This window comes from Amaricoccus sp. (assembly GCF_017993425.1).
Taxonomy (GTDB): Bacteria; Pseudomonadota; Alphaproteobacteria; order Rhodobacterales; family Rhodobacteraceae; genus Amaricoccus.
The window spans coordinates 16,170-31,835 of the sequence record NZ_JAGOMQ010000016.1; the positions used below are offsets into that span (position 1 = coordinate 16,170).

16 protein-coding genes are annotated in these 15,666 nt (G+C 70.4%); 4 read left to right on the forward strand and 12 right to left on the reverse strand.

Features of this window, described 5'->3' with window-relative positions; all coding sequences use genetic code 11:
* Positions 1 to 13: 13 nt before the first annotated feature.
* The 7 genes from KBB57_RS09425 to KBB57_RS09455 all read right to left on the reverse strand — a co-directional run bounded on the left by KBB57_RS09425 (position 14) and on the right by KBB57_RS09455 (position 8,154).
* Entirely contained in the window at positions 14 to 820 is an 807-nt protein-coding gene (locus KBB57_RS09425; protein WP_290749248.1) for an amino acid ABC transporter permease, read from the reverse strand.
* Entirely contained in the window at positions 821 to 1,603 is a 783-nt protein-coding gene (locus KBB57_RS09430) for a transporter substrate-binding domain-containing protein (RefSeq protein WP_290749112.1), read from the reverse strand.
* A gap of 252 nt (positions 1,604 to 1,855) precedes the next feature.
* The gene (locus tag KBB57_RS09435; RefSeq protein ID WP_290749113.1) at positions 1,856 to 2,797 is read right to left on the reverse strand and encodes a hypothetical protein; all 942 of its coding nucleotides are present in this window, start codon (positions 2,795 to 2,797) and stop codon (positions 1,856 to 1,858) included.
* Between the two features lie 123 nt (positions 2,798 to 2,920).
* Entirely contained in the window at positions 2,921 to 3,919 is a 999-nt protein-coding gene (locus KBB57_RS09440; protein WP_290749116.1) for a hypothetical protein, read from the reverse strand.
* Positions 3,920 to 4,063: 144 nt separating this feature from the next.
* On the reverse strand, positions 4,064 to 5,602 hold the full coding sequence (locus KBB57_RS09445; protein ID WP_290749118.1) for a peptidoglycan -binding protein: 1,539 nt from the start codon (positions 5,600 to 5,602) through the stop codon (positions 4,064 to 4,066).
* A gap of 4 nt (positions 5,603 to 5,606) precedes the next feature.
* Complete coding sequence (locus KBB57_RS09450; RefSeq protein WP_290749120.1) at positions 5,607 to 6,845, reverse strand: biopolymer transporter ExbB; 1,239 nt, start codon at positions 6,843 to 6,845, stop codon at positions 5,607 to 5,609.
* Positions 6,846 to 6,942: 97 nt separating this feature from the next.
* Positions 6,943 to 8,154, reverse strand: a complete 1,212-nt coding sequence (locus tag KBB57_RS09455) for an AI-2E family transporter (RefSeq protein ID WP_290749122.1) — start codon at positions 8,152 to 8,154, stop codon at positions 6,943 to 6,945.
* 198 nt (positions 8,155 to 8,352) lie between these two features.
* Between KBB57_RS09455 and KBB57_RS09460 the strand changes: the two genes are divergently transcribed.
* On the forward strand, positions 8,353 to 8,799 hold the full coding sequence (locus KBB57_RS09460; protein WP_290749125.1) for a hypothetical protein: 447 nt from the start codon (positions 8,353 to 8,355) through the stop codon (positions 8,797 to 8,799).
* Positions 8,800 to 8,859: 60 nt separating this feature from the next.
* On the opposite strand, the gene KBB57_RS09465 is transcribed toward KBB57_RS09460, so the two are convergent.
* The 5 genes from KBB57_RS09465 to fliF all read right to left on the reverse strand — a co-directional run bounded on the left by KBB57_RS09465 (position 8,860) and on the right by fliF (position 13,365).
* Complete coding sequence (locus tag KBB57_RS09465) at positions 8,860 to 9,936, reverse strand: FliG C-terminal domain-containing protein (RefSeq protein WP_290749127.1); 1,077 nt, start codon at positions 9,934 to 9,936, stop codon at positions 8,860 to 8,862.
* A complete protein-coding gene (fliP, locus tag KBB57_RS09470) occupies positions 9,933 to 10,643 on the reverse strand; it encodes a flagellar type III secretion system pore protein FliP (RefSeq protein WP_290749250.1) in 711 nt (236 codons plus the stop codon). Before fliP ends, KBB57_RS09465 begins: the two co-directional genes overlap by 4 nt.
* Before the next feature lie 223 nt (positions 10,644 to 10,866).
* A complete protein-coding gene (locus KBB57_RS09475) occupies positions 10,867 to 11,184 on the reverse strand; it encodes a FliM/FliN family flagellar motor switch protein (RefSeq protein WP_290749129.1) in 318 nt (105 codons plus the stop codon).
* Positions 11,177 to 11,770, reverse strand: a complete 594-nt coding sequence (locus KBB57_RS09480; RefSeq protein WP_290749131.1) for a hypothetical protein — start codon at positions 11,768 to 11,770, stop codon at positions 11,177 to 11,179. The genes KBB57_RS09475 and KBB57_RS09480 overlap by 8 nt, the downstream gene beginning before the upstream one ends.
* Entirely contained in the window at positions 11,767 to 13,365 is a 1,599-nt protein-coding gene (gene fliF / locus KBB57_RS09485) for a flagellar basal-body MS-ring/collar protein FliF (RefSeq protein WP_290749134.1), read from the reverse strand. The genes KBB57_RS09480 and fliF overlap by 4 nt, the downstream gene beginning before the upstream one ends.
* 195 nt (positions 13,366 to 13,560) lie before the next feature.
* Between fliF and fliL the strand changes: the two genes are divergently transcribed.
* The 3 genes from fliL to KBB57_RS09500 are packed head-to-tail and all read left to right on the forward strand — an operon-like array spanning position 13,561 to position 15,260.
* Complete coding sequence (gene fliL, locus KBB57_RS09490; protein WP_290749137.1) at positions 13,561 to 14,085, forward strand: flagellar basal body-associated protein FliL; 525 nt, start codon at positions 13,561 to 13,563, stop codon at positions 14,083 to 14,085.
* Between the two features lie 13 nt (positions 14,086 to 14,098).
* The gene (locus KBB57_RS09495) at positions 14,099 to 14,710 is read left to right on the forward strand and encodes a hypothetical protein (RefSeq protein ID WP_290749140.1); all 612 of its coding nucleotides are present in this window, start codon (positions 14,099 to 14,101) and stop codon (positions 14,708 to 14,710) included.
* A gap of 1 nt (position 14,711) precedes the next feature.
* A complete protein-coding gene (locus KBB57_RS09500; RefSeq protein WP_290749143.1) occupies positions 14,712 to 15,260 on the forward strand; it encodes a hypothetical protein in 549 nt (182 codons plus the stop codon).
* The last annotated feature ends 406 nt before the right edge of the window (positions 15,261 to 15,666 follow it).

Genomic DNA, 15,666 nt, shown 5'->3' on the forward strand with positions numbered 1-15,666 from the left:
TCGGTCCGGCCCCCTACCGCCGCCCGTCCTTCGCCCGCAGCCGCCGCTCCAGCGCCCTGAGCGTGAGCGACAGGCCGATCGTCATCACGAGGTAGAAGAACGCCACCACGTTGTAGGTCTCGAAGAACCGGAACGAGCCGGAGGCGTAGATCTTGCCCAGTTGGGTCACGTCCGCCACCCCCAGCACCGAGACCAGCGAGCTGTCCTTCACCAGCGCCACGAAGTCGTTGCCGAGCGGCGGCAGCACGGTGCGGAAGGCCTGCGGGAACACCACCAGCCGGAAGCGCAGCCAGCCGGTCAGCCCCAGCGACTTCGCCGCCTCCACTTGCCCCGGGTCCACCGACTGGATCCCCGCCCGGAACACCTCCGCGAGGAAGGCCGAATAGCCGATGGCGAGCGCCGCCACCGCCCGCCACAGGAGCGGCAGGTCCCGCGTCTGCAGAGGCCCGAGCCCCAGCGGCCCGGCGACGGCGTTCCACCCGGCCACCAGCGCCGGCGCCGCGACGAAAGCCACGTAGAGCAGGAGCACGATGATCGGCACCCCGCGCACGATCTCGACGTAGAAGCGCGCCGCCTGCCGCAAGACCCGCGACCCCGACAGCAGCGCCACCGCCAGCAGGAGCCCGAAGGCAGAGGCGGCGGCGAAGGCCACGAGCGTCACCATCACGGTGATCCCGACGCCCTTCCACAGCGTCGCCGCGATCGCCGCATAGACCGGGTCGCGGGCGATCGCCGCCGCCAGCCACAGCCCGATCGCCGCGGCGACGGCCAGCCACCACGGGAACTCGCGGGCCGGCCCCCCGGGAGGAACCGCGGCCAGCTACCGGCCCATCTGGTAGTCGACGAACCACTTCTGGCTGAGGGCGTCGAGCGTGCCGTCCGCCTTCATCCCGGCGATCGCCGCGTTGACCGGCGCGACGAGGTCCGAGCCCTTGGGGAAGATGAAGCCGAAATCCTCGGCCCCGAGCGGCTCGCCGATGATCTTGAGCTTGCCCTCGTTGGCCTTGACGTAGCCCTGCGCCGCCACCCCGTCGGTCAGCACGAGGTCGACGTCGCCGGCGAGGAGCGCCTGCAGCCCCGCTCCGAAGGTCTCGAAGAAGCTGATCCGCGGGTTGGCCTCGTTGCCGTCGAGGAGGTCGTAGACCGCGACGTAGAACGGCGTCGTCCCCGGCTGCGCCGCGACGCGCCCCTCCTCGAAATGCATGAAGCTGCCGGCGTCGCTGAACCGCGTCTCGTCGGCGCGGGCGAGCATGAACATCTCCGAGCGCAGGTAGGGGTCGGAGAAGTCGACCTGCGTCGCCCGGTCGTCGCGGATGGTGATCCCGGTCATGCCGATGTCGAACTGCCCGGCGGAGACCGCCGGGATCATCGCGTCCCAGGAGCTGTTCTCGTATCTCACCTCGAAGTTCAGCCGCCTGGCGATCTCGGCCATGGCGTCGTATTCCCAGCCGATCGCCTCGCTGGTCCCCGGGGCCACGAACTGCAACGGGGGATAGGCGTTCTCGGTCACCACCACGACCTCCCGCCCCCCGAGATCGGGCAGGTCGGCCAGCGCCGGCAGCGGCAGGAGCGCGAGGACGGCGACGAGGGCGAGGGCGCGCATGAGACGAACCTTCCGGCTGGGATGACGCCGGGAGAATGCGGCACCCCGGCCCGCCGGGCAAGACCGTGTCGGTCCCGCGCCCTCGGCGCCTTCAAGCGACCATGAGGCCGTCGCGCCGACATCAACACCAAGAAGCGAAAGCAATACGGCGGCGCGATGCTTCGAGCACTTGCTGCCTACGCTTGGTCTTACAGGCAAGGCGACCGAGCCGCCCAGATGTCAGCCGCCGTCCCTGACGACCTCCACGCTCCGTCAGGGCCGGGCCGAACTCGCACGGGACGCGGTATTGCAAGGCTCATCCGCCATGGGAACTTTCTTCGGCGCTTCGAAGTCTGACGCCTCGATGAGTTGTCGCGCCATGTTCGTAATGCGATGCTGATCTGATGCGCCGCCATGTTCAAAATTAAACCTGATGTTTACGGTACGTGGGTTGCACCGACTGATCGGATTTATCTTTCCCATTACTCTCCGCGGAAACTGGAGTATTTCTCCGCTCTCATAAACTCTCTCCACGACCAGCCCGTCCTTACCCTTCTTGAGTTTCTGTCGGCCGAAATCAAGGCTTCCAGTTACGATGGTAGGATTGAAGCCGTAAATCCGCCTGATCACCGCGTTCTGATAGGCTGCATGCTGCGCAAGGCCCCCTCCGAGAGAATGTCCGACAGCCGCTATACGCGGCTTTCGTTCACCACATTCGCTATTTACTAAATCGACTAGATCGTTTGCTATGTATCTAACCTGATCGTATTGATCTATGATGCCCAAGTGCCGCGAGAGCCAATGGAAATTCGAGAGCCAATTCTCGACGTTTCCCTTGGTGCCCCGAAACGAGAGGACGGCCTCTTCGCAGAGCGGCTGCCTTTTGATCCAGACCTGCACGGCCAACCCGTCCAATGGATCGCAGAGATTGTTCGCGCACCGAAGGTTGAACCTCTCCGACAAGTTTTCCCAACCCTCCCAAGCACCTATCAGCTTCCACTCGCTCAGTATGCTGCTGGCGACGATCATCTCATCGCAAGGACGCTTCCTCCCGCAGTAATCGGAGATGATCCTCTGATCCAGATCGGCGCCCTTGAAATAGTAATGGTCGAACTTTGCCTGTTCAGCTAGGAGCGCATAGGGCAGCAACCGAGCTGCGACAGGTCCCACCGGCCCCTCATCAATTTCCTCATCTGCTAGAAACCCTGTCCGCATGCGGAATTCGTCGTCAACCTGCTTCGTTAGAAGCCATCGCCGGGATTGTTGCGTACAAGACCCAAGCAAGCATACAATCAATAGAATTGAAACGAAACGGGACATCCGCAAACTCCATCAAGATTATCCAGTTCCTGTTATGAAATTGAGAGCAGGGGGCGAAAGAAGCGGACCAGCCGCGACGATTATCGCTAGAATCGCTTGAAGCGGCTGCGAGTCGAGTCCCTCTCGCTTTAGCCATTCCACATACTCTTGATTCGTCCCGGTTTCGCCGGATCCAACGCGATGAATGTCGTTCATGATCCCCGCAGCGGCGGCGCCTCCGGTCAGAAGGATAGTCGCCGTAAACATGCTGCCCCAGTAAATCCCCACGGAATCGGCCAACGACAGCAGTCCAGCAGCATCGTCCTTCGTATGGAAGATGCTCGACCAGGTATAAAATCCACGCGTAGCCCCCACCGAAAAGCTCAGCAGGACTGAGGCCATGATCAGGCTCGCCATGAACCATCTCCGCCTTCGCCGCAAACCGCACGGCCGAAGGTCCGAAGGCCCGGAGACCGCCAACACGAGGAACAGGCAGAAAAGCACGCTCGCAGCACCCAAACCGGCCGCCCAATTTGCCGATACGATCGCCTGAGCACCTTCAAGCGCCCCCTTGCTCAATGGCGACCCAGCCGCGGCCACCCGGTCGAGGGGGCAATCCTCGAGCCCGCGCCTGCCGCAGTCCGCGACGAGATGTCGAAAATCGCCCGACCACTGGACAGACCACCAACCGAGGAACCCTGCGACCCCGGCCACGCTGATCACAAGGATTGGGCCGTAAAACCACGTGCGGAATACGTATGTAGAGAAATAGAATGATGACACGACGATGACCACAAATGACGCTATCGACAATCCTGCGCTTGCTACCGAGAATCGCAGCCGAGCAGCGATGTCTCCTACGAAGATTTTATTGTCATTCGCCATGTCAACGAGGGAAAGCTTGCGCGGCATGACGGATCTGTAATCGTCTCCCAGATCGAAAAAACTAAACACAATAATGACAACGATCGGAGCGAGGAAGGTCAGCCCTCCAAACTTCCAGTCAGCTGTTCTCAAACGAGCGAAAAAAATCTTCACCGCGCCCTCCAAGGTCGCAGACGACTGAATTTAGGTGAAAATCTGAGTCGCAACAAGCGCTTGGCGCATGACGAGCAGGTAAATCGCATTCGCCTGCGATGACCGCGACGGCGTCTCGTGTCGCCTCCGGGGCGTCGCGCCGGTCTACCGCTCCGTGAACTTCAGCTCGATCCGGCGGTTCCGCGCCAGCCCCTCGGGGCTGTCGCCCGGGTCGACGGGCTGGTACTCGCCGAAGCCCGTCGCCGCCAGTCGCTCCGCCGGCACGCCCTGCGCCGCAATCATGTAGCGCACCACCGACAGCGCCCGCGCCTGGGACAGCTCCCAGTTGTCGCGGAACGGGCTTCCGGACCCCAGCGGGGTCTTGTCGGTGTGGCCGTCCACCCGCAGCACCCAGTCGATGTCGGGCGGGATCTCGCTCGCGATCTCGCGGATCACCCCGGCCACCCGCGCCACCTGCGCCTGGCCCTCCGGGCCGAGCGTCGCCGAGCCGGGCGCGAACAGCACCTCCGAGGGGAAGACGAAACGGTCGCCCACCACCTGCACCCCCTCGCGGGCGCCGAGGATCTCCTGCATCCGCCCGAAGAACTCCGAGCGGTAGCGGCGCAGGTCCTTCGCCTCCGCCTCCAGCCGCGCGCGCTCGCGCGCCTCCAGCGCGGCGCGGGCCTGCTCCTCCGAGGCCACCCGCGCCAGCGCGGCGTTGAGGTTCGAGCCCAGCGTCTCGATCTGCACCTTGGCGTCGGCGTCGCGGTCCGCGGCGCTGTCGAGGAGCCCCTGCAACCCGTCGAGCTGCCGGCGCAGCTCGGCCGTCTGCTGGTTCAGCACCGCCACCTGCCGCTGCGCCTCGCCCGAGACCTCCTGCTGCTCCGACAGAAGCGCCCGCGCCTGCGCCAGCTCGCCCGCCCGCCGCTCGGCGTCCGTCAGCGCCGCCGCCTCCGACCCGGCCAGCCGGTCGCGCGCCGCCTCGGCCGCGGCGAGGAGCGTCAGCGTCTCCCCGGCGCGCTTGCGCTCGGCCTCGAGCGACAGCGTCATGGCGGTCAGCTCGGCCTGCGAGCCCTCCAGGCGCTTGCGCAGCTCCTCGGCCGCCGCGGCCTCGGCGAGCCGCGCCGCCTCGGCCTCGTCGAGCCTCGTCCCCTGCGCCGCCAGCTCGCCCGCGCGCGTGGCCGCCTCGCCGCGGAGCGACGCGACCAGCGCCTCCAGCGCCTCGCGGCGGGCGGCGGCGAGGCGGGCGGCCTCCTTTTCCGCGTCGACCTCGGTCCGCGCCTGCGCGAGCGACAGCTCCAGCGCCTGGCTGGCCGACAGCCGCTCGGCGCTCTCCGCCTGCGCCGCCTCCAGCGAGCCGGAAAGATCGGTGTTGCGCGCGATCAGGCTCGCCACCTGCGCCTCGAAATCCGCGAGCCGCTCGGCCTGCGCGTCGCGCTCGCCGGTCAGCGTCGAGATCAGCGCCGCCCGGGTGTCCGCCTCGGACCGCGCGAGGCCGAGCGCGTCGGCGAGGTTCGCCACCTGCACCGAGAGCTCGTCCAGCTCCCTGTCCTTGCCGGTGATGGTGTCGCGCAGCACGAACTGCACGATCATGAAGATGGAGAGCACGAAGAACAGCACCAGAACCAGCGCCGTCATCACGTCGACGAAGCCCGGCCAGATCAGAAGCTGGAACCGGTTGCCCCGCCGCGACGCCAGCGCCATCGCCCTACCCCCGCCGCCCGGCCAGCGCCCGCAGTGCCTCGGCGATGCCGGCGATGTCCTGGCGGATCTCCGTCACCAGATCCTGCCGCCCGCCGGCCATGTCCTCGAGGATGCGCAGCACCTGCGTGTCGATCGAGCGCAGCCGCGCCCGCGTCTCGGCGTCGAGCCGGCCGGTCTCCTCGTCGCGCGCGGCGAGGAGCTGCGCCGTCGCCTCCTGCGCCAGCACCATGCGCTCGACCAGCGCCCGGTCCTCGGCCCGCGCGCCCAGCGCCTGCCCGGTCGCCTCCTGCGCGGCGACCAGCCGGTCGAGGAGCGCCCGCTCCTCCGCCCGCCGCTCCGGCGAGGCGATCAGCCGCACCAGCTCATCGATCCGCGCCTCGGTGGCGGCGGCCCGCGCGGCGCCGGCCTCGACAACCTCGCGCAAGGAGTCGACCTGGATCGCGCTCTGCTCGATCACCCCCAGCAGCGCCCCGGCGGTCAGCGGCTCGTCGGCGTCCACCCCGGCGACCCCGAGCTTGGTGATCGAGGAAAGCCATTCCTCCAGCTCGCGGTAGAAGCGGTTCTGCGCATGACTGACGAAGAGCTCCAGCAGCCCCACCACCAGCGACCCGGCGAGGCCGAGCAGCGACGAGCCGAAGGCCGTCCCCATGCCGCCGAGCTGGCCCTCGAGCCCGCGCATCAGGCTGTCGAAGCCGGCGGCGGCGCTCTCGCCCTCCTGCGGGGCCATCGAGCGGATGGTGTCGACGACCGCCGGCACCACCGTGGCGAGGCCGTAGAACGTGCCGAGGAGGCCGAGGAAGATCAGGAGCCCGATCAGGTAGCGCGTCAGATCCCGCTGCTCCTCGATGCGCACCGAGACGCTCTCGAGGATCGACCGCGTCGAGGTCGAGCTGAGCGCCCGCCGCGCCCGCCGCTCGCGCAGGAGGGTGGCGAGCGGCGTCAGCAGCCGCGGCGGCGAGGCCATGTCGTGGCCGGGCCGCTCCAGCGCGAAGCCCTCGATCCAGCTCACCGAGGCGATCAGCGACAGCACCTGCCAGAAGCAGGCCGCCACGCCGACGAAGAAGACGAGGACGATGAAGGCCTTGAGATAGGGCGAGGCGGCGAAGATCCCCGCGAGCTGCGGATAGAGCAGGATCGCGCAGGCGGCGGTCAGCCCCAGCACGATCAGCATCATCACCACCTGCCGGACCGGCTGGGAGAACTGCGGCTCCGCCCGGACCTCGCTCGTCGCCGCGTGCGCCATCGCTCCGGGCGTCCTCCCTCTGCTCGCCTGCGGCGGACCTTAGCTCCGCGAGCCGATCATTCCAACCGGCTTTCGGGGCTCGCGAATCCGCCGCCGCTCAGCGGGCCGGAGCGGCCCCCGACGGCAGGACGACGACCGCGACCTCGTCGCCGAGCTCGGCCACCACCGCGTCGACGAGCTCGCCCTCCCCGGCGGGCGTGACGCCGATCACCTCGGCCGCGTCGATCGGCTCGACCGGCTCCTGGTTCATCCTCGCCTCGCGGACCGCCGCCTGCTCCTCGCGGAAGAGCGCCCAGCACGACATGAAGAGCGCGGCGACGAGCGGCCCGAGCACGAAGCCGTTGATCCCGAAGACCGAGAGGCCGCCGAGCGTCGAGACCAGCACGACGTAGTCCGGCAACCGCGATTCCTTGCCGACCAGCGGCGGCCGCAGCAGGTTGTCGACGAGGCCGATCACCCCGATGCCGATCGCCACCATGATCCCGCCGCGCAGGTAGTCGCCGGTCATCATCAGGTAGCCGGCGACCGGCGCCCAAACCAGCGCCGCGCCGACCGCCGGCAGCATCGACAGGAACATCATCAGCACGCCCCAGAGCAGCGCGCCCTGGATGCCGAGCGCCCAGAAGGCGACGCCGCCGATGCCGCCCTGGATGATCGCGATGATGATGTTGCCCTTGACCGTGGCCCGAACCACCGCCGCGAACTTCTTCAGCAGCGCCTCGTTGTATTCCGGGCTCAGCGGCAGCGATTCCCGGATGGTCGCGCCGATGCGCTTGCCGTCGCGGAAGAGGAAGAACAGCACGTAGAGCATCACGCCGATCGCGGCGATGAAGCGCACGGTATTCTGCCCGACGCTCAGCGCCTGCGCGGCGAGGAACTGGCTGATCGTCGACACCGTCTCGACCAGCCGCTCGCGGAGGCGGTCGAAGTCGACGATGCCGATGCGGTCCACCCAGTTCTGCGCCCAGGTCGGCAGGTGGTCGACGACGTCGGCGAGGCTGGAGGGGACGGGAATGTTCCCGTCCTGGATGCGCGCGACGAAGGCCGCGCCCTCGCTGACCACCGAGCCGACCACGATGATCATGGGGATGACCGCGAGCACGATGCAGACGATCACGCTGATCGCCGCCGCGATGTTGCTCCCGGCTCCGAAGCGGCGCTCCAGCCGGCGCTGCAGCGGGCGGAACACGATGGCGAGGATCACCGCCCACAGCACCGCGCCGTAGAACGGGATCAGGATCCAGGCGAAAGCCAGCGAGACGAGCCCCAGCAGCAGCAGGAACGACTGGCGTTGCAGCGTCGTGTACATGGGGGCGTCGCTCCGGCCGGACCGCGTCCGGGCTGAAGCCCGATCGCCGGACGAGAAGCTAGTCCTCCCGCCCGGCCGCGACAAGCCGCCGCCCGAAGCGTCGTCGGGGCGTCGCATCCGGACGCGCCGACCCGCCGCCGATCAGGCAACATGGCGGCCGATTTGACGCATGACTTTGCCGCTGCCGGAGATTGCCCGATGACCGTGAAACCCGATCCCGACCTTTACCGGCCCGATCTCGTCGCCACCTACGAGGCCGGCAAGGGCCGGCGCTACGGCCTCCTCTTCTCGGCCAACGGCGGCGCCTACGCGATCGCCGTCTATCTCGCCGGCTTCAAGCACGGCTTCGGCGGCGTCTCCTTCGACGCGCTCGGCCTGATCGTGCTCGCCGCCTTCATGATCGTCTTCAACCGCACGATGTGGGTCGACATCTTCGCCTTCGGCATGCGGATGCGGGACCTCGACCGGGAGATGAGGAACGTCCCCTGCGACGAGAAGTGGCTGCTCTTCGGAGCCAAGGGAAAGGCCGTGCTCGCCACGTTTTGCGTCGGGCTCATGCTCGCCTGGGCCTGCGTCCTCGTCGGCGGCGTCCTCGCGGCGACGCTCGGGATCGACCCCCAAGCCGCCGCGCCGGCCGCGCAATAACGTTGCCGACTTTTCTACTTTTTTATCTCAACAGCTTGACCCATGTCCCACCGTGGGACATCAGGCCGCCCCCGGATCGCGCTCGACGAACCGGATCTGGCCCTCGCGGACGAGGATCTGGATCGCCTTGGTGATCTCTATCTGCGCCGCCTCGCCCTCCTTGCGGCCGGGCTCCGGCAGGCCGGCGAGGTCCTCGACGTAGCGCTCCGACAGCCGCCGCGGCACGTTCTCCAGCACGAAGGCGACGCTGGCGCTGCCCTGCGCCTGCCCGAGCTTCAGCGCCATCAGCAGCGTCTCCTCCGGGATGTCGCGCAGCACCGCCGCCATGTCGCGCGGGTTGAGCCGCGCAGGGATGTCCTCGAAGGTGAACATCGTCCGCTGCACGTCCTGCGCCAGCCCCGGCTCGGCCGCCTCGAGATAGCCGAGGAAGCCGTCGCGCGCCTCCGACGAGATGTTGTTCATCAGCCCGGCGATCAGGTCCGCCGGCCGCCGCTTCGACAGGTTCCGCTGCAGCACCGACAGGAAGTCGCGCTCGATCGCGCCCTGGATCGCCGCCGCCACCGCCGGGTCGAGGCTCGGCACCCGGCTCAGCCGCAGCACGATCGCCTGCGCAAATCCCCGGTCGAGCCGCTCCAGCACGCTCGCCGCCGTCTCGGGGCGCAGCTCCGACAGGATCACCGCCGCGGTCTGCGGATGCTCGGCCTGCACGAAGCTCGCCAGCGCCGCGACCGGCGTGTCGTTCAGCCGGTCCCAGACGCTGCGCGGCGTCCCCTGCCCGCCGTCGAGCAGCCGCGACACCTCGCCCTCGTCGAGCACCGCCCCGAGGAGCTTGCGCGCCGCCTTGTCGCCCCCCGCCACGTCCGGCCCCGAGGTCAGCGCCTCGAGGAACTCCACGATCACCGCGTCGAGCACCTCCTGCCGCACCTTGCCGAGCCCGGCCAGCGTGCGGGCGAAGCGCATCAGGTCGGGCTCCGCCAGCCCGCGCAGCACCGAGGCCCCGGCGTCCGGGCCGATCGCGGTCAGGATGATCGCCGCCTTCTCGATCGGGCTCGGCATCTGGTCCGGCCGCAGCGCGGGCGCCGGCGGCCGCGCCTTGTCGCCGCCGCGGCGGGCAGGCAGCAGCGCGCCGTCGCTCATTGCCCGTAGCTCCGCACCAAGGCTCCGGCGAGCAGGCTCCAGCCGTCGGCGATCACGAAGAACGCGAGCTTGAACGGCAGCGACACGATCGCCGGCGGCACCATCATCATGCCCATCGACATCAGCACCGCCGCCACCACCAGGTCGATGACGAGGAACGGCAGGAAGATCAGGAACCCGACCTCGAAGCCGCGCTTGATCTCGCCGAGCAGGAACGCCGGCACCAGCAGGTTGAGCGGCGCCCCCCCGTCCGCCGCCGGCGCGGCCGCCCGCGGCGCCGCCTCGCGCAGCATCTCGACCGTGGCGGGATCGACCCGTGCCGCCATGAAGGCCCGGAACGGCGCGATCGTCGGCGCGAAGGCCGCCTCGGGGGCGATCTGCCCGTCGATCATCGGCCGCACCCCCGCCTCCCACGCCTCGCGGAACACCGGCTCCATGACGAACCAGGTCAGGAACATCGCGAGGCTGACGATCAGCATGTTCGGCGGCGCCTGCTGCACCCCGATCGCCTGGCGCAGGATGGAGAGCACGGTGACCATGAACGGAAAGCAGGTCACCATGATGGCGATCCCCGGCGCGAGGCTGAGGAGCGTCAGCAGCAGGAAGAGCTGCACCGTCCGCAGCGACAGCGCCTCGCCGTCGCCGAGGCTGATCGAGACGTCCTGCGCGAGGACGGGCAGCGCGACGAGCGACAGCCCCGCCGCCAGCGCGAGGCCGAGGGCCGGGCGCCGGGGCAGCAGCGCGGCGCAGCCTCCCACGGTCAGGAGGCCAAAAGCAGGCGCAGGCGCCCCGGGACGCTGCCTAACACGCGTGATAGCTTGGTTATGCCATTGAAATAAATAATCTTTCGAGATCCGCGAATTTTCGGGCGCGTGAGAGAATCGCCGCCCCGGAGGGGGCGACGACGGATCCGCGGCTCGCCGAGAACGATCAGAGCTCATTCGAGAAGTCGGCCACCTCGGTCAGCCGCACCCCGAGCCGGCCGGACTCGTCGCCAAGCTCCTGCAGCTCGCCGCGCGCGATCAGGCGGTCGCCGATATAGAGCTCGACCGGATCGTCGATCGTGGAGTCGAGCGTCAGCACCGAGTCCCGCCGCAGCTCGACCAGCTCGCTCACCAGCGGCCGCGCCTTGCCGACCGAGATGGTCACCTCGATCGGCACGCCGAGGAACGCGCCGACGCGCGCGCTTGGCCGCGCCGGGGCGTCCGGGGCGCCGGCCTCGGGACGGGGATCCGCGGCGTCATCCATAGCGGCGCTCCTCTATCTCCGCGTCTTCCGGCTCGAGATGCGCCGCCACGCAGGCGCGCAGCTCCTCGGCGCAGGCGTCGAGGTCGATCCGGTCGTAGCCCTGGTCCCAGTAGAGCGCCGCCTCGCGCGGCAGCATCTCCGGCGCCGGCTCCACGGTGGCCGCGAGGCCCCGCTCGGCGAGGATGCCGCGGATCACCGGCACGAGCTCCGGCGCGCAGCGCAGGACGGGCCGCGCCTCCGGGGCCGCGGCCAGCGCCTGCTCGACCCGGGCCGCCGCCTCGGCGGCGAGGCCGGCCTCGGCGAGCGCCGGGGTCAGCGCCGCGACGATCGCCCCGGCGAAGGGCGCGAGGCTCACCGCCACGTGCCGCCGCGCCGCCTCGTTGGTCAGCCGCCCGTCGCACAGCGCCTCGATGAGCTCGCTGGTCAGCCGCGACTGCTCGGCGAGATGCGCCTCGGTCGCGGCGGCCTGGCCCGCGAGGAAGCCGGCGCGCCAGGCCTCCTCGCGAGCCTCCGCCAGCGCCCGCTCCTCGGGAGCGGGCCCCCGGACGCCGGCGGGTTCGAAGATCTGCAGGCGGAAAGCGTTCATGGCTGCGGGGCCTCCTTCCGGGTTTCGGGAGATTCGATCCAGGCGCGCAGCACCGCCGCGCTCTCCTCGCCGCGGCTGGCGATCACGTCGCGCAGGCGGTCGATCTTGGTCAGCGTCGCCGGCGGCAGGTCGAGGAGGTCGCCGCCGTGCGGGCCGGCGATCGCCTCGGGCCCGCCGAGCGCGCGCAGCGTCTCGGCCGGCAGTTCGCGCGGGCCCGTCAGCTCGGCCAGCGCCGCCGCCGGGCTGCGCCCCGCCATCATCGGGCGCAGCACGAAGAGGATCAGCGCCAGCACGATCGCGGCGAGGACGCCCATCTGCACGAGGCCGGTCCCGTTCGCCGCCAGCCAGCCGTCGCCCGCGCTCTCGACCAGCGAGCCCTGGTCGGGCGAGGCGGTGAACTGGAGCGTCTGGATCGTCACCGTGTCGCCCCGCTCGGCGTCGAAGCCGACGGCCGACTGCACGAGCATCCGCAGCACGTCGAGCTCCTCCGGCGAGCGCGGCGACCATTCCGCCTTGCCGTCCGCCCCCGTCGTCGTCACGCCGTCGACCATGACGGCGACCGAGAGGCGCCGGATCTGCCCCGGCAGCACCACCCGCTCGCGCGTGGTCTCCGAGACCTCGAAGTTCTGCCGCTCGCGGTTCTGCGACGCGTTGCGGCTGCTCTGGTCGCCCGAGCCCGCGACGTCGCCGTCCGGCAGGTTCGAGGCGACCGTCACGCCCGAGGCGCCGCCCTGCGAATTCTCCTGGCTGGTCTCGACGTCGCTCGAGATCGCGACCCGGCCATCCGGGTCGAGCACCCGCTCGCGGATCGTCTCGCTGTCCATGGCGGCGTCGACGTTCACCTCGACGATCGCCCGCCCCGGCCCCACCCGGGCCTCGAGCAGACGCTGGACGTTGGCGCGCAACGTCTCCGACCGGTCGTCCGGGTTCGCCATCCCCGGCGGGAACGGCCCGCTCTCCGCGCCGGCGAGGACGACGCCCGCGGCGCTGTCCATCACCGCCACCGCGTCGAGCGCGAGCCCCGCCACCGCCGAGGACACCAGATAGCGGATCGCCCGCGCCTGCCCCTGGTCGAGCGCGCCGCGGGCCATGGTGACGGTCACCGAGGCCGAGCCCGTCGGCGTCCGCGCGAAGGGCGTGCTGACGGGGTTCGCCAGATGCACCCGCGCCGCCCGGACGTTCGGCGCGGCGGCGATGGTGCGGGCGAGCTCGCCCTCCTTGGCGCGCCAGTAGGCGGCGTCGAACATCTGGCTGGTCGTGCCGAACCCCGAGAGGGTGTCGAGAAGCTCGTAGCCCGCCGGCCCGGTCGCCGGCAGCCCTTGCGTCGCCAGCGCCAGCCGCACCTCGTCGCGCCGCGTCCCGTCGACGAAGATGGCGGTGTCGCGCACCTCGTAGGGCACGTCGAGCGCCTCGACCGCGGCCACGACCTCGCCGGCCGCCGCCGCGTCGAGCCCGGAATAGAGGAGCGCCATCGACGGCGCGCTCGCCACCCGGGCGATTCCGTAGATGGCGGCGAGGACGGCGAGCACGCTCAGCGCCGCGATGAGCCTCTGGCGCGGCTCGAGTCCTTCCCAGAGGGTCTTGAGGTTCTGCACGCGGGGCGGCCTTCGCATTCTGCCCGGCGGGAGGGGCCGCCGGTGGACGGGCGGATAATCGGAGCGGCTTGCTTAAGAATTGGTTTCCGCGGCGTCGGCGCGACGGAGCCTAAGACCCGGCGCCAGCGATTAAGATTCGATTAGGGGTAGGAAGAGTAAACGACGCCCGAAGAGCTGCGCAGAAGAGTTTCCGAGATGAGCAACGCCGCCCCTGCCGCCGAAGCCCCGGAGGGCCGCCCGAAGAAGGGCAAGGGCCTCCTCGTCGGCCTCGTCGCCGCGCTCGCCCTCGGCGGCGGCGGCTTCTACGCGGTCTGGAGCGGCCTCGTCGACCCGGCCGCCCTCCTCTCAGGGGGCGGCGGCCATGGCGGCGGGGGCGGGCACGGCGGCGGGCATGGCGAGGCGGCGGCGGCGGGCGACGGCTCGGTCGCCTTCGTGGCGATGGAGCCGATCATGATCTCGCTGCCGCCGGGCGCCTCGGCGCGCCACCTGCGCTTCGCCGGCCAGCTCGAGGTCGATCCGGCCGAGGCGGGCGAGGTCGCGATGGTGATGCCGCGGCTCGTGGACGCGCTCAACACCTACCTCCGCGCCGTCGAGGTCCGCGACCTCGAGAACCCGGCCGCGCTGCAGCGGCTCCGGGCGCAGATGCTGCGGCGGGTGCAGGTCGTCGCCGGCGAGGGGAAGGTCCGCGACCTCCTCGTCGCCGAGTTCGTGCTCAACTGAGCGGGAGGCGGAGATGGAGGTCATGACCGACGGCCTGCTGATCGCCGGCACGATGTTCGCCGGGCTCTATTGCTGGGTGCTCGCCGGGCGGGTGCGGGCGCTGAAGTCGCTCGACGGCGGCCTCGGCGGCGCCATCGTCACCCTGACGCGGCAGATCGAGCTCGCCCGCGCCACGCTCGAGGAGGCGAAGGCCGGCTCGCGCGAGACGCGCGCCGACCTCGTGCAGCTCACCGCCCGCGCCGACGCCGCGGCGGCGCAGCTGCGCCTGCTCCTCGCCGCGGTCGAGAAGGCCGGCCCCCCGGCGCGCGCCCCCGAGCCGGAGCCCGTCGCCGCGGCCGAGCCCGAGGCCACGCCCCTCGCCGCGCGCCGCCGCGAGGTCCCCGGCCCGCGGCTGGTGTCGCCGCCGCCGCCCGAGTCGGAGGCCGAGGGGGATGCGGCCCCGGACTTGACCCGCGAACTTGTGCGTGAGGCGGCGCCCGACCTGAGCGATCCCGTGCCGAAGCCGCGGCGGATGCTGGCGCTCGACGGGATGCTGCGCCGGCGCGCGCCCGCCGAGCCGACGACGCGCAGCGAGGCGGATCTCATCGCCGCGCTGAGCGCGCTCGCCGCGGGCGGGGAGCGCTGACATGGCCGGCGGCCGCGCGATCGGCGGCGTCGGCCTGATCGCGCTCTGCTTCCTCGGCTCGGCGGCGCTGCGGCTCGCGGAGAGCGGCGCGGCGATCGCCGAGGAGGTCGGCGGCGCCCTCGGCGACGGCGACGCGGAGACCGCGGAGGCGGACGAGCTTCTCGCCACGATCCGCGCCCGCGAGGCGGCGCTGACCGAGGAGGAGGCCCGCCTCGCCGACCGCAAGCAGACCCTGAACGTCGCCGAGGCCAAGCTCGCCGAGCAGCTCGCCGCCTTCGAGACGGCGCAGAAGAAGCTCCAGGACACCCTCGCTTTGGCCGACAAGGCGGCCGAGCGCGACATCGACCGCATGACCGCGGTCTACGAGGCGATGAAGCCGGCCGACGCCGCGAAGATCTTCGGCACGATGGACGTGAGCTTCGCCTCCGGCCTCCTCGTCGGCCTCGACCCCAAGGCCGCCGCCGCCATCCTGAGCGGCATGGCCCCCGAGCAGGCCTACGCCATCACCCTGACCATCGCCAGCCGCAACTCCCGCGTGCCGAAGGAGTGACGCGTGTTCACGCGTGAAAATTGGCTAAGTCATTGATTCTTCGTGCGCTGAGATCCCGGGCCTTCCGGCTGCCCGACAGGGCACGCCGCGCGGGACGAGGGCGACACGGGAGCCGTCCGGGGGCGAGACCCCGCCGCCGATCCTTCCTCGCCGTCCCCGTCGCGTAGCCTGCCGACTGGCGACCATGCCCACGCCCGGCTCCATGCGCCGGCGGCCGAGGCCCGCGGCCGGGGCGAGGACGGGCGGGCGGCTCGGGAGGAGGCGATCCTCGCGCGGCCGTTCGCGCTCGATCAGGACCGCGCCGGAGAGCGACGGGTCGGTGATCGGCGCGGCGCGTTTGAACCTTTCTTAAGCCTCCTTCGGCAAGAGGAGCCGACTGCCCGCCCCGGGCGCCACGACCACATCG